Genomic DNA, 13883 nt, shown 5'->3' with positions numbered 1-13883 from the left:
TTCCTGCAAAAAGTAGAGTAGGCGAGTGCTTTTTGATGTTTTTTGCCTATTTTAAGGTTGTAAGATGAAAATTTTAGTTCGTAGTTTAGAGCGCACAGTGACTGAAGAAGAATTGTTAAAACTTTTTCAGGAATATGGCACTGTAGAATCTTGTAATTTGGTGTTGGATGCTGCAACAGGAAAATCTAAAGGGTTTGCATTTGTAGAAATGCCGCATGCACGTGAAGCTGTGAAAGCCATTAAAGGCTTGAACACATTGCGTCTGCATGGACATGGTATTCGAGTCAAAGCGGCGGAAGATAAGCCTGCCTCAAAATAGTTCAAAGGGAGCAACAAATGCTCCTTTTTTATGCGCATTTTCTAATGCAAATTCTGATATGGGCACTGTATTGGTGCGCATTTTAGGTTGTATAAAAACAGTCTATTTTTTATTGGGAATCATGTAAAAATCGGTTTAATCTAAAGCTCTTAGACCGCTAAATTGAGGAAAGGCTCATGTCTCGTGTTGCTCGTTTTCATGCAGATCGTACCAATCAGAAATTATATTTCGCACGCCTTTCGTGCCAACAGGCAGAACAAACCGAACACGTTCAGCAAGCACAGGCGCATCGTGAAGCTGCGGTATTTCATTTGCATGGTGCAGTACTGGCTTTTTTGCAGGAATTGGTACGCTATTATCGCCTGAATGACAGCAATCCGACCCTTAAATCGATTGAAGAATTAATGGCCGCAAAAGGGCAGATTTCCCCTGAAGTGGCTATTTTACAGCAACTGAGTAAATCGGGCTTTATTGCAGAGTTAAAGCGAGCGTATCGCTTGTGTCAGTACACACCAGAACCGAGTGCGCCTGAACCTGAAGATGAAACATCATCTAATTTAATTATTAAAGTCACGCAAACGCCGCAAGCATGGTTGCCAGACACCAAAATTTTACGCGAATGGCATCGAGATTTGACCCAATTGATTGATGGTTTTCGCAATGAGATGGTGGAGTTTTAAGCTGACCAATAGCCCTTGAAAAATTTTTGATCAGCCCGATATAAATATTCTGAACGATGCAAAGTGCAAGCGCCTTTGCCGCCATGTCGAGCATGGAGGATATATGTCTATAGAGCAATTGAAAGAATTATTTGGTAATCAGGAAGCAATTTTAGAGCTGGTTCAGCTTGAAGGTGGCGAGTTGGCATTGCGTAATGCAGGCTCAGAGAAAGAGCCATTGGTCAAAATCCAGTTCAATGACGAAGTCAAAGCCATATTGGGCGATCAGACGGCTGTTGTGGCACAGCACATGATTCAGGCGGCATTATTTGGCTTGTTGGAAAAGCAGGTCAATGAATGGCATGCCGAAATTGTGGATGAACAGCCGCAATTTATGAGTTAATCCCAAAAGGTCTTTCGGTGATGAGCTATCTTTAATGAATAGATTGTCTATCTGCTTTGGTTAAAATCATGGACATTATTAGATAGTTTTTCATCAACACAATGAAAGCCAATCTATACGTCAACAAAAAAAGCGCAGCTTAAACGGTGCGCTTTTTGTGATTTTGGCTATGGGTTTTAGATGAATGATGCTCAATGCGTTGGTGGCTGATGATGGGCAATTTCAATTTGATTTAAAATATAATTGCTCATATTTTTCGCCATTTCTTCTTTGGCAAAATACACTTCACCAATGTTGTCTTTACGAATTACTTCCGCTTCGGCTTTGCTTTCTGCACACACCAAAACCTGAATTTCAGGGTTTAGGGTTTTGGCAATATCCACAATTTTATGAATATCCAAAATGTCCATAGGCGAGAGAACGAGTAGTCGTGCATGTTGAATATGTGCCTGAATCAGTACACCCACTTCTGTGGCAATGCCGCTGACTGCAGCAATGCCTTTTTCGCGTAAGTCTTCGACAATTTCACGGTTTTCTTCCGCAATCACGACCTTAATATTTTCAGCCATGAGGTTTTGGGTAATGCGGCGTCCGACTTCACCATGTCCAACAATCACGACCTGATCACGTAAATAGTCCTGTGAGACTTCATCGGGTAGCATCGCTAATGGGTCGCTGCTACGTTCCAGTAAACGTGCCAAGTAAGAACGTTCCCGAATCCAGTTTTGCACGGGTTCAATTGCAGAGAAAACAAAAGAGTTGAGTGTAATAGAAATGAGTGCTCCTGCCAGAATCAGGTTTTGGCCTTCCAGCGACAACAGTTGTAGCGATACGCCTAAGGTTGCCAAAATGAAGGAAAACTCACCAATTTGCGCTAAGCTTGCACCTACAGTTAAGGCCGTGTTGAGTGGGTAGCGGAAGAACAGCACCAACGCCATTGCCGCAATGGTTTTACCCACCATAATAATGGCGACCACAGCCAGTACGTGTATCGGTTCTTCAATTAAAATACGTGGATCAAACAGCATGCCCACGGCTACAAAGAACAGGATTGAGAAAATTTCACGTAGTGGAAGAGTTTCTTCTTCGGCACGATGGCTAAAGTCAGACTCTTTCACCACCATACCTGCAAAGAATGCACCGAGCGCCATCGATACGCCAAAGACTTTATAGGCACCAAAGGCAATTGATACCGCTGCTGCAACTACAGTTAGGGTAAACAGTTCCCTTGAGCCTAAACGTGCCACAATTTGCATGATAAAGGGCACAAGGCGTTTGCCCACAATGAGCATAAAGGCAATGAAGCCTGATACCTTAAGTAAGGTTAGCCCCAAAGTTAGCCAGATATTTTCATCATTTGCACCTTCAATGGCTTGTCCACCCAGTAATACGGCTGTTGCGGGAAGCAGTACCAAGGCCAAGACCATCACCAAGTCTTCAACCAATAACCAACCCACAGCAATTTTACCGTTAACGGAGTCAAGCAAGCCGCGATCTCCTAAGGCTTTGAGCAAAACAACGGTACTGGCACAGGACAGGCTTAAGCCAAAGATGAGCGCAGGACCAAAGCTCCAGCCCCACATCATCGACACACTCACACCCAATAAAGTCGCCACTGCAATTTGTAGGATTGCACCGGGTAGGGCAATGCGTCGGACTTGCATGAGATCATTCAGGGAAAAGTGCATGCCCACGCCAAACATGAGGAACATCACCCCAAGTTCTGCCAGTTGGTTAGCTAAATGGATGTCTGCCACAATGCCCGGTGTGTTGGGACTAATGATGACACCTGCAATCAGATAGCCCATAAGCGGTGGAAGGCGTAAGCGCGCAGCGATATAGCCAAATACCAGTGCCAAGCTAAAACCAACGGCAAGTAAGATGATGAGTTCTACATCATGAGGCACGAGAAACTCCTAAGCCATGGTGAAGGTGCGGTCAAAAGACTGAAATAAGACAAGCACAAATAGTGCCAAAAAAGAAAACGAGGAAATTTTAACAAGTGAGGCAAAAAAAGTGCAAAAAAAAACGACCTGAATAAGGTCGTTTTTTAAAAAAGCTAAAATTATTTGATTTTAGCTTCTTTGAAAACTACGTGTTGACGGATTTTTGGATCAAATTTTTTGATTTCCATTTTTTCCGGCATAGTACGTTTGTTTTTAGTAGTGGTATAGAAATAACCTGTACCAGCTGTAGAAACTAAGCGAATCTTATCACGCATTGTCCTGACTCCTTACTTAGATCTTTTGACCTTGAGCACGAAGGTCAGCAACAACCTTTTCAATGCCCAATTTGTCGATAATACGCATACCTTTAGTGGTTAAACGAAGACGTACGAAACGTTTTTCGCTTTCTAACCAGAAACGGTGGTTGTGCAGGTTCGGCTCGAACCGGCGCTTAGTTTTGTTGTTGGCGTGTGAGACGTTGTTACCAACGACTGGACGCTTGCCGGTAACTTGGCAAACCTTAGACATGGTGTAACTCCATTGATTTAGCCAACAGCAAATCTGTATGGCCAGTCAAAAATAAACGGATGAATTCATTCAAGGGGCGTTTTATATCAAAAATACGCTTAAAAGACAAGCGATTTTCTTCAAAAACAGCATGAGCGTGTTTGATAGCTCATGCCTTGATCAGTTAACGAAGAAGCGTCTTCGAAATCAATCGATGAATCGGCTTATCAAATGGGGGGAGAATGAACTTCAAGCTGTAAAGCTTCGGATTAGACATTACCGACCGTTCATGTGACAAGCTGAAAAAACCTTCTGGACCGTGATATTTCCCCATGCCCGATGCACCAACACCACCAAATGGTAAGTCATCTTGTGCAACGTGGGTCAATACAGTATTGAGTCCGAAATGCCCTGAATGGGTTCGCTGTGCGACATAGTCGGCACGCGCCTGATCAAAGTCGAAATAGTATAAAGCAAGAGGACGCGGTCGGCTATTAATAAACTCGATTACATCATCAATTTGTTCATATTCTAAGATTGGCAGGACTGGACCAAAGATCTCATTTTGCATAATTTGCATGTCTGGACTGACATTGGTCAGTACCGTTGGTGCCATTTTACGGGTTGCAGCCACATTTTCACTTTGCGGATTAATTTCAATAATATTTGCACCTCGCTCACGTGCATCTTCTAAATAGCCCTGTAAGCGACGATATTGTTTGTCATTAATAATAGAAGTGTAGTCTTGGTTATCACGAATATGCGGATACATTTCGGTCACAAATTGCTCGAAATGCTCCATAAATTCGGCAGTTTTGCCTTTAGGCAAGAACATATAGTCGGGTGCAACACAGGTTTGTCCAGCATTCCAGAGTTTACCTACCGCAATACGCTGCGCTACATCGACCATATCGCTAGATGGATGCACCAAAACAGGGGATTTTCCACCTAGTTCTAAAATAACAGGGACTAAGTTTTTGGATGCTGCGGCCATCACCGTTTTACCCACTTCGGTAGAGCCTGTGAAAATCATTTTGTCAAAAGGCAAATGGCTGAAGGCGTCAGAAAGATTACCGCCGCCATTAATCACTGCCACCAGTTCTTGCGGGAACGCTTCACTCAAGGCGTTTTCCAATACTCGTCCAAAATGGGTCGAGGCACTGGAAATTTTAATCATAGCGTGGTTGCCTGCTGCCAAGGCGCAAATGAGTGGGCCTAAAGACAGTAATAATGGATAATTCCATGGTGCAATAATGCCAATCACGCCTAAAGGCTGATACTGTACCCATGCTTTTGCAGGTTGGTGGATAATACCAACCTGACGTTTAGATGGCTTCATCCAGTCGGTCAGGTTTTTGCTGTAATATTTGATATGTTCCAAGCAGGTAAGTAATTCACCAATTTTGGTTTCTGCAATGGCGCGGTTGCCATAGTCACGGTTAATGGCTTCGGCAAATTGATCCTGATATTTCACAATCACACGTTTTAAGCGGGCTAAGCGTTCAATGCGTTCTTTGGCACTTGGGACAGGATGACGCTGATAGGCATATTTCTGCAATGCCAAAATATCATCCAGACGTTGTAAATCGGGTGAATGTGGGGTCATTGAAGTTGTTTTTGTTTGACTGTTCATGGCATGTTACCATTCAATAAAAGCAATATAAGTTAATTTTTAGAGTATTTACTCTAATCAGTCAAGTGACTTTATGTTTTCATGCCCCCCAAATTTTAAAGAATGGTTGTTTTTAGGATGTCTCAAACCAAAACGTTGAAAACCAAAGAACGTATTTTGCAATTGAGTTTGCAATTGTTTAACGAGCGTGGTGAGCGTTCGGTAACAACCAATCATATTGCGGCAGAACTGGGCATGAGCCCAGGAAACTTGTATTACCACTTCCGCAATAAGAACGAAATTATTAAAGAGCTGATGGAACAATATCAGCAAGAAACTTTAGAAATGCTGGCTTTGCCTGAAAATCGTGGCTTAGATGCCAATGACAAAATTCGTTATTTTCAGGTTCTCAGTAGTCAGCTGTGGGCTTATCGTTTTTTGCATCGTGATGTCTATCATTTGGTCGAAACCAATGAAGATTTCCGCAAAATGTATCCACGTTTTGCAGGACAGGTCATGCAGCAGGGACAAAAAATTTATCAGGCCTTTGTGGATGCGGGTCTGATGCAAATGACTGAGTCAGAAATTGAAGCCTTGATTATCAATATTTGGATTGTGCTGACCAACTGGACGAACTTCTTATATATGTCGGGTCACATTACCGATTCAAACCATTTGGAAGAAAAATGGATTTGGCAGGCTTTACGTCAAATGCTGTTCCTTGAAGGGGCATATTTACGGGGTGAAAGTCGTGCAACCTATGAGCGTTTACTAGAAACGCTGGGCACATCTGAACTGTTTGAGAGTTTATCATCCAGTAAAAATACTCAAGCCGACTAAGCGACTGAGAATGGCTATTTAGAATGTCTGAGAAACGCGCTAGAATACTCGGCTTGTTTTTCAATTTAACCAAGTAGTGACTAAAAACAACATGAATATGACGACTGCGAATACTGCACGTTTACTGATTACCTGTGAAGATAAGCCAGGTATTGTGCAGGCTGTATCGAGCTTTTTGTATCATCAAGGAGCCAACATTACCGCGCTTGATCAATACGCAACAGAAGCTCAGGGCGGGCGTTATTTCATGCGTGTTGAGTTTGAACTGGATCACTTGCAAAGCCGTAAAGAAAGCTTATTGCAAACCTTTGCTTCTAACGTGGCAGAGCGTTATGAAATGCAATGGCGTTTGGCTTTGGTCAGCGATGTGAAAAAAGTCGGCATTTTGGTGTCTAAAGTTGATCATGCTTTGCTCGAACTATTATGGCGTCATTCACGTGGTGGTTTACCATGTGAAATTACCAAAGTGGTGTCGAACCATGACACCTTGCGTGAAGCGGTAGAAAACTTTGGTATTCCGTTTGAAGTAGTGCCTGTTAATAAAGAAAATAAACGTGAAGCTTACGCTAAAATTGATGAATTGATGCAAGGCAATGATTTGTTGGTATTGGCGCGTTATATGCAAATTTTGGATGAAGAGTTTGTCTCTAAGTGGGAAATGAAAGTGATCAATATTCACCATTCATTCCTGCCTGCTTTCGTGGGCGCAAATCCATATAAACAAGCTTATGAAAAAGGCGTAAAACTGATTGGTGCAACTGCACACTATGTAACAGCAGACCTAGATCAAGGTCCGATCATTGAGCAAGATGTAGAGCGTGTAAACCACGACTTTACGGTAGATCAACTGCGTGAATTGGGTCAGGATGTGGAACGTAATGTACTGGCACGTGCAGTTAAATGGCATTTGGAAGACCGTATTATTGTAGATGGCAACAAAACTGTTGTATTTCAATAGGGTAAAAGCTATCTAAAAATCGAATTAAAACATGCCGACATGGCATGTTTTTTTATGCTAAAATTGTAATGTTATAACATTTATTTAAACTGTTTTTAAAATAGCAAATTTATTGGATGATTCACGTTTGTTATTAAAAAATAGTTGCAAATGAAAACACTTCTCATTTATTATTGCGTTACTTTAATTGTGCTAACCGATCAGTTTGATCGTTCGGAACTGTGATGGTTTGGCAATTGCTTTTGAAGGTCGCTGACTTTAATGAACCAATCTCCCAACGCTATGCTACAAATGCCCAATGCCATGAAAAAGAAAGTTGTGACGGCTTTAGCTGTGGTTGCATTAGGTCATGTCGGTGTGTTGTGGGCATTGGGGCAAATGCAAACTCCGACCTTAAAGCCCATAGAAAAAGAACCTTTAAAAGTACGCTTTGTAAAAATTCAAGAACAGCCTAAACCGTTGCCACCGCAACCTAAGGCTGAACCACAGCCTGAAAAACCCAAGCCTCAGCCTGTAAAAGAAGTGCCTGTGGTAGAAAAACCGTTGCCACCGCCACCGAAAAAAGTAGAAAAAGTACAGCAAGTTAAAAAAGCAGAAGCCCCTAAACCCGTGGCGAAGCCCGTAGAAAAACCAGTCGAACGTGTGGTGCAACCTGCACCTGTAGCAACGGTGACTGAAACTAAAGTGGTACAGCCTGCACCGAAACCGACAGTTGCACCTGTTGCGCCAGCACCTGCTCCTGTCGCACCTTCTGCTCCAAAAACAGTGTCGATTGGCGGCTCAGGCGTGCAATGGAGTCGTTCTCCAAAACCTTCTTATACCAATCGTGATTTACAGGGAGAAACCCGTAACGTGGTGGTTCGGATTGAAGCCAATGAAAAAGGCGTGATCACCGATGCTCAAATTACGCGTTCTAGTGGTGTACCTGCTTTAGATCAAAAGATTTTACGCGCAGTGCGTAGTGCAAAATTCAAACCGTACAAAGAAAATGGCGTGGCTTATCCAATTCGTGCTGAGCAGCCTTTTGAATTGACATTGAACCCTAACGGCTAACCTTCAACAGGAGTTCGAGTATGAACTTTTCCGTCTATTGGCAACACGCAGATGCAGTCAGCAAAACGCTGTATTTCGTGTTATTGGCGATGTCGATTGCGACATGGACCATCTTCGCATTACGTTTGATAGGCACGCGCCAATTGAAGCAACAAGCTTATGCTCAACTGTCACAGGCTTTAAATCAGCTTAAAGCAAAACTGGTGCCCTTAAATTTTGAGCAGCGTAAAGCGGTTGCTGAGCAAGCCTTATTGCGTCAAATCTCGGTAGAAAAAGCATCGGCAGAAAAAGGCGTATCGGTACTGGGTACAATTGCGTCATTAGCACCGTTTGTGGGTTTGTTTGGTACAGTTTGGGGTATTTTCCATGCACTCGTTGCGGTTGGAAAAAGCGGTCAGGCGGGATTGGCTCAAGTGGCAACGCCTGTTGGTGAAGCGTTGATTATGACGGGCTTCGGTTTGGCGGTGGCGATTCCTGCCGTGATTGCTTACAACATTTGTTCGCGTGTGAACCGTACCTTATCTACAAATTTGCAAGATCATGCACATAGTTTGTTGATTGACACCATGTTGCAACAAGATTCTTCTGTTCAAAGAACTGAAGTGAATGCAACACAACAAAGTTTAGTGGGAGGTCAGGTTTAATGGCTTTTCAATTGGGTGAAGACAACGATTCAGGCATGAATGAGATGAACCTTATTCCCCTGATCGACATTATGTTGGTATTGATGATCATCTTTTTGGTGACAGCGACCGTTGCCAACCCATCTATACCATTAACCTTACCGCAAACCAGCGCAGAAATTGTTGATTTACCGCCTGAGCAAATTCAGGTCAGTATCAATGCCAATGGTGAAGTGGCGTGGGATGATCAAATCATTAGTTTAGATGAGTTGCAAACCCGCTTTAATGATGCTAGTCAGCAAGCTCAACAGCCAACCGTGGTGTTAAGAGCAGATAAAGATGCGCGTTATGATACTGTGGCGCAAGTGATGTCACGTGCGAGTGAAGCCGGACTCAGTGATATTGCTTTCGCAACAGATGATTAAGTTAATCCTTAAAAATTAGCGATCTATTTAGGTCGCTTTTTTTATGCAAAGTCGCGCATAATGCCAAAACTCCTCAAGTACTCAATGATGTTGAATATCCAAAAGATTTAGGTTGAGTCCGCTGCTTACTTTAAAGTCTATTTTTTATCTCAGATCAGGTTCAGCCATGAGTTCACGCCAAGCACTTGATGCAAAAGCCAGCAGTATGATGCTAATTTTGTGTGTTTTTTGGGGTCTGCAACAAGTGGTGCTAAAAGTTGCTGCGGCAGATATTTCACCCTTGATGCAATTGGCACTGCGTTCAGGCTTGTCTGCTGTGATGGTGTTGCCTTTGTTATTGCTTGCAAGAAATACACAATGGGCTTCGACTGAATATCTGCCTGCAGGCATATTGGTGGGTATTTTATTTGCCGCAGAATTTTTTATGTTAGGGCAGGCGATTCAATATACTTCTGCGTCGCATGTGGTGGTTTTACTATATACCGCGCCTATTTTTGTGGCTTTAGCGTTGCATTGGAAACTACCTGCAGAGCGTTTATCTCGCTTGCAATGGGGCGGGATTCTGTTGTCTTTTGCTGGCATAGCGGTGACTTTTTTATGGCGTGATACTGTGCAACAAGAGAGCCACCAAAACTTCAGCCAGATGCTTTTTGGCGATTTACTTGCGCTGAGTGCAGGCATACTTTGGGCAGCCACAACTGTTGCGGTACGTCTAAGTCGTTTATCGGAAGCCCCTGCAACACAAACTTTGTTTTACCAATTGATGGGTGGTTTTTTGATTTTACTGCCGATGGCATGGTGGATGGGACAGGCTGAAATTCATTGGACAGCCTTAGCCATAGGCAGTTTGATTTTTCATGCGGTATTGATTTCGTTTATTAGCTATCTCGCTTGGTTTTGGTTGCTGAAACAATATTTAGCATCCAGTTTAGGCGTGTTTTCATTTTTAACGCCATTATTTGGCGTATTGTTTGGTGTATGGTTGTTGAATGAAAGCTTGAGCCAAAGTTTTATGATTGGGGCTGTTTTGGTCATGCTGGGGGTGTTGATGGTGAATGCTCAATGTTGGTTTAAACATAAAACCCAAGTACTAAAAAGAAAATAAGTATTTGCAGCTTTTCCATGAACTTGAGCAAGACTCAACATCAGCAATGTTGTCATGTAAAAATCATCTTCAAATAACCTAGTAGCTCAATACGGGTTTAAATTTGAAGATGGGTGATATTTAAAATCTAGCGAGCGCGTACAAGATTATTTTTCTTCAAAAATCTTAGAGAGCGGAATCGACAATTTGGCAGCCAAATAGTCATCGGTTTCACTGAGTACGGGGCCAAGTTTTTGCATCCATTCATCATCAGGATAGACATTGGCCAAGTCCTGACGACGTGGCAATGAATACGGTAGCTGTGAATAAAAACTCCAAAAATCTACCTGAGATAAATTGCGCACCAAAACAAATTCATCATTTTCAGTACGTTTAATTAAATTTTGTTGTTCTAGCATCAGCACATAAGACGGCCAGCGCCCAATTTCATTACGTCCCAATACATCTAAGGCTTCAGCTTCAGTGACACTTTCTCCGCGCATTTGTTTTTTGTAAAACAATTCCAGTAAGTCCAATAGCATGAGCAGCGGATGGCATTTTTTTTCGCGACTGGCTTCAAAAGCGGTCAAGGCATAACTAATTTCAACACCTAACAGCACAATATTCCAAGACAGGAAAATCCACAGTAAGAAAATAGGTACGGCAGCAAAAGCACCATAAATAATTTCATAACTGGTGAAGTTGGACATAATAAAACCAAACAGGTTTTTCAAAAATTCAAATACAACAGCACTGAAAACCCCCGCAATTAATGCGGCTTTAATAGGTACACTGCGGTTGGGAATGGTCCAATTCAGAATAAAAAAACCTAAAATGGTTAGGGCAAATGAAATCAGCCATAAAATAAATGCGCCATTGAGTTCATAACCTGCAAAGTTATTACTCAGCACATTCATAGATGCCAAAGTTGAGGAAATGACAAAAGCACTGCCCAGTAAAATAGGGCCTAATGAGATAATGGTCCAGTAACGCATAAAACCCATAATGCCGCCACGGGTTTCCTTAACCCGCCAAATTCGGTTAAACACAGTTTCAATACTGGTCAGCATCATCACCGTGGTCACGAATAAAAACAAAATCCCGATGACGGTTAAGTTGCTAGATTTGTCGGTAAAGGCATTTAAGGCTTTATCAAAGGCGATGGTGGTTTTAGGTAAAAAGTTGCTGTAAATCAGTTGTTGTAATTGTTGCCGTGCAGGTTCGAGTGCCTTAATGGATGAGATGATCACCAAAAATACGGTGAGCATAGGTACAACGGCAAACAGGGTAGTGTAGGTTAAAGAGCCTGCTTGTTCACGGCAGCGATCTGCTTCAAAGCGACGCAGCACAAATAAGACAAATTGAAACCATTGTTTGTCATAAAAAGGCAGTTTCTTTAAATACTCAACGATCATACAGTGGCTGTCTCAACTTTTTTAATCATCTTTATCTGTTTTCATGGTTAAGCTTAACCAAAAAAGCAGAAAAATACCGTATAGTTTTCATTTTTAGTCTGATTTCTTAGCATGATGCAAGCATATATTCTGGTTTTGTACTTTAGTAAATATGGTTCTACCAAAGAAATGGCACATTTAATTGCCAACGGGGTGGAGGCTAGTGGCATGCCCGTTAAAATTAGAACTGTGCCAAATATCTCGACCGTGGTGCAACAAGCAGAGCCAAGTATTCCTGCCGAAGGTGATATTTATTGTACTTTGGATGACTTGGCCAATTGTGCAGGTTTGGCTTTAGGTTCACCTACACGTTTTGGCAATATGGCATCTGAAATGAAATATTTCTGGGATCAAACCACTAGTCTGTGGCTGAATGGCGCATTGCACAATAAACCTGCCTGCGTTTTTACCTCATCGGGTTCGATGCATGGTGGACAGGAAAGTACCTTATTGACCATGTTGCCGCCATTGTTTCACCACGGAATGATGATTATGGGATTGCATAATGCGCATCCTGCTTTATCAAATACCAAAACGGGCGGTACGCCGTATGGTGCAACGCATGTGAGCGGCCCGCGCCACGATCAGGCTTTGAGTCAGGATGAAAAAATCCTTTGTGAAGTGCAAGGACAACGCCTAGGTGAAATGGTAAAAAAATTACAGGGCATGTGAGATTCTTTCTTTAATTAAGATGAAGCGTAAAATGTGGATATCGTTTTACGCTTTTATCTTTTGTACTTGAATTCGATTGGCTTATGTAGCATTGAGCGTGCTAAAAAATAAGTTCACTTTTCACCTAAAATCACCATTTGCAGTGATATTCAGTTTTCTCTTTTCACGTCTAATAACCGCTTTAAAAGCAGAGTTTTCTGTCACGGTTCACGCAGCATTTTTTTGCAGGCTAGGGTCTGTTGACATTTCATAAATGGCTTGCGCTGTAGGCTAAAACTGAGCAGATCAGGCATGAAACGCAAGGAATAGCGAGATTATTGCTAAGTTTCATAACGCAATCTGAGAAAGTTTTAGCCACAGCCTTTCGGGGCGAGCATATTTTTTGCTGCTATTGCGTTATGTGCCAGTCATTTAGAATGACTAAATTTCCTGTCCCATGCCTTATATCAGCTAAAAAACCTTGCGAGATATATCTCTCATGCCGCAAACATAGACGAATTGTCAACAGACCCTAATGTATTGAGCACAACGGACTGCTGTAAAAATGAGAGATTGAGGAAAGTGAAAATGAATAAGTGGATGCTGATTGGGTTAGGTCTAATGAGTTTAGGGTGTTCATGGTCGAGTGTTGCAGCGACTGAAATTGTGCATAGTCTGAGTTTTCCAGAAGAACAACGTATTGAAAAACAACCTGCGGAAGCACAGTATTTAGCGGCACAAAAAACTGTGATGACTTCTGCAAGCAGCACTGCAAAATAAAAAGATACAATCAAAAAGTGTTGCCATGTGCAGCATTTTTTTGAAATTGATTTAGGGCTATTTAGAGTTGCTTGGCTGTTTGAATTTTTTCTTTAAAGCGGTGTTTGCAATTGAGGCATTGAAAATCCAGAAAAATATTCTGATCGACAATTACACCTGCTTTTTTACCAAAGCGATGCCCAAGAAAACCGCCTGTGATTCCCACACTAATTGCCCCGACAAACGTGCCAATCGTGCCGCCCATAATTACGCCCAAAGGTCCTGCGGCAGTACCGATTGCCGCACCAATAGAAGCTCCTGAAGCTGCGCCGCCTACTGTACCTGCTGCCGTACCTGCAGAGCCTAATAACACGCCACCAATTTTTTGTAAGTTTTGTTGATGGTTGCGTTTTTCAACTTGAGTTGAACCACATTTCGGACAGGTGATACTGTGTTGCATCAACGGATTGTCTTGTGTCATGACTGTAAATTGCCTTATGCTCATGCCGCATGCATCAATGCACGCAGACGATCTAAAAAGTGCTGTCTAGAGCTGCAATCAGAAAAACTAGACTGCTGAATCACTGTTA

Annotated in this window: 17 protein-coding genes; 11 read left to right on the top strand and 6 right to left on the bottom strand. The window is 42.4% G+C overall.

What is annotated here, in order from left to right; genetic code table 11:
* Positions 1–64: 64 nt before the first annotated feature.
* The 3 genes from HX743_RS04430 to HX743_RS04420 all read left to right on the top strand — a co-directional run bounded on the left by HX743_RS04430 (position 65) and on the right by HX743_RS04420 (position 1381).
* Positions 65–319, top strand: coding sequence for an RNA-binding protein (locus HX743_RS04430; protein WP_178318599.1), 255 nt, complete (start codon positions 65–67; stop codon positions 317–319).
* A 176-nt stretch (positions 320–495) separates the two neighbouring features.
* Positions 496–999, top strand: a complete 504-nt coding sequence (locus HX743_RS04425; protein WP_096901716.1) for a DUF6586 family protein — start codon at positions 496–498, stop codon at positions 997–999.
* 103 nt (positions 1000–1102) lie between these two features.
* Positions 1103–1381 (top strand): hypothetical protein, encoded by a 279-nt coding sequence (locus HX743_RS04420; protein ID WP_131261040.1) that lies wholly within the window; start codon positions 1103–1105, stop codon positions 1379–1381.
* 191 nt (positions 1382–1572) lie between these two features.
* Here the strand turns inward: HX743_RS04420 and HX743_RS04415 are convergent, their stop codons facing one another.
* The 4 genes from HX743_RS04415 to HX743_RS04400 form a co-directional block, all read right to left on the bottom strand.
* Entirely contained in the window at positions 1573–3288 is a 1716-nt protein-coding gene (locus tag HX743_RS04415) for a cation:proton antiporter (protein WP_178318598.1), read from the bottom strand.
* A 158-nt stretch (positions 3289–3446) separates the two neighbouring features.
* Positions 3447–3602, bottom strand: coding sequence for a 50S ribosomal protein L33 (gene rpmG / locus HX743_RS04410; protein WP_004976146.1), 156 nt, complete (start codon positions 3600–3602; stop codon positions 3447–3449).
* A gap of 16 nt (positions 3603–3618) precedes the next feature.
* Positions 3619–3855, bottom strand: a complete 237-nt coding sequence (gene rpmB / locus HX743_RS04405) for a 50S ribosomal protein L28 (RefSeq protein WP_004976147.1) — start codon at positions 3853–3855, stop codon at positions 3619–3621.
* A gap of 163 nt (positions 3856–4018) precedes the next feature.
* Entirely contained in the window at positions 4019–5467 is a 1449-nt protein-coding gene (locus HX743_RS04400; RefSeq protein ID WP_178318597.1) for a coniferyl aldehyde dehydrogenase, read from the bottom strand.
* A gap of 117 nt (positions 5468–5584) precedes the next feature.
* Here HX743_RS04400 and HX743_RS04395 point away from each other — a divergent pair, with 117 nt between their 5' ends.
* From HX743_RS04395 to HX743_RS04370, 6 genes are all read left to right on the top strand, one after another.
* Positions 5585–6286 carry a TetR/AcrR family transcriptional regulator gene (locus tag HX743_RS04395; protein ID WP_004976150.1) on the top strand — a complete coding sequence of 234 codons (702 nt, stop codon included), beginning with the start codon at positions 5585–5587 and terminating at the stop codon, positions 6284–6286.
* A 91-nt stretch (positions 6287–6377) separates the two neighbouring features.
* Positions 6378–7244, top strand: coding sequence for a formyltetrahydrofolate deformylase (gene purU / locus HX743_RS04390; protein ID WP_004976151.1), 867 nt, complete (start codon positions 6378–6380; stop codon positions 7242–7244).
* Between the two features lie 261 nt (positions 7245–7505).
* Complete coding sequence (locus HX743_RS04385) at positions 7506–8297, top strand: energy transducer TonB (RefSeq protein WP_104853035.1); 792 nt, start codon at positions 7506–7508, stop codon at positions 8295–8297.
* A 20-nt stretch (positions 8298–8317) separates the two neighbouring features.
* Complete coding sequence (locus HX743_RS04380) at positions 8318–8941, top strand: MotA/TolQ/ExbB proton channel family protein (RefSeq protein ID WP_096901723.1); 624 nt, start codon at positions 8318–8320, stop codon at positions 8939–8941.
* Positions 8941–9345, top strand: a complete 405-nt coding sequence (locus HX743_RS04375) for a biopolymer transporter ExbD (protein ID WP_004976158.1) — start codon at positions 8941–8943, stop codon at positions 9343–9345. The genes HX743_RS04380 and HX743_RS04375 overlap by 1 nt, the downstream gene beginning before the upstream one ends.
* 166 nt (positions 9346–9511) lie before the next feature.
* Positions 9512–10450, top strand: coding sequence for a DMT family transporter (locus HX743_RS04370; protein ID WP_136144062.1), 939 nt, complete (start codon positions 9512–9514; stop codon positions 10448–10450).
* A 146-nt stretch (positions 10451–10596) separates the two neighbouring features.
* On the opposite strand, the gene HX743_RS04365 is transcribed toward HX743_RS04370, so the two are convergent.
* On the bottom strand, positions 10597–11844 hold the full coding sequence (locus tag HX743_RS04365) for a YihY family inner membrane protein (protein ID WP_131261034.1): 1248 nt from the start codon (positions 11842–11844) through the stop codon (positions 10597–10599).
* Between the two features lie 114 nt (positions 11845–11958).
* Here HX743_RS04365 and wrbA point away from each other — a divergent pair, with 114 nt between their 5' ends.
* Positions 11959–12555, top strand: coding sequence for an NAD(P)H:quinone oxidoreductase (gene wrbA / locus HX743_RS04360; protein ID WP_178318656.1), 597 nt, complete (start codon positions 11959–11961; stop codon positions 12553–12555).
* A 567-nt stretch (positions 12556–13122) separates the two neighbouring features.
* The gene (locus HX743_RS04355) at positions 13123–13314 is read left to right on the top strand and encodes a hypothetical protein (protein WP_004976167.1); all 192 of its coding nucleotides are present in this window, start codon (positions 13123–13125) and stop codon (positions 13312–13314) included.
* Between the two features lie 61 nt (positions 13315–13375).
* On the opposite strand, the gene HX743_RS04350 is transcribed toward HX743_RS04355, so the two are convergent.
* The gene (locus tag HX743_RS04350) at positions 13376–13774 is read right to left on the bottom strand and encodes a hypothetical protein (RefSeq protein ID WP_178318596.1); all 399 of its coding nucleotides are present in this window, start codon (positions 13772–13774) and stop codon (positions 13376–13378) included.
* Between the last annotated feature and the right edge of the window lie 109 nt (positions 13775–13883).

Origin of the sequence: Acinetobacter sp. Swhac1 (assembly GCF_013390985.1) — a bacterium.
Classification (GTDB): Bacteria; Pseudomonadota; Gammaproteobacteria; order Pseudomonadales; family Moraxellaceae; genus Acinetobacter; species Acinetobacter towneri.
This window is presented reverse-complemented; position numbering and strand designations above follow the sequence as displayed.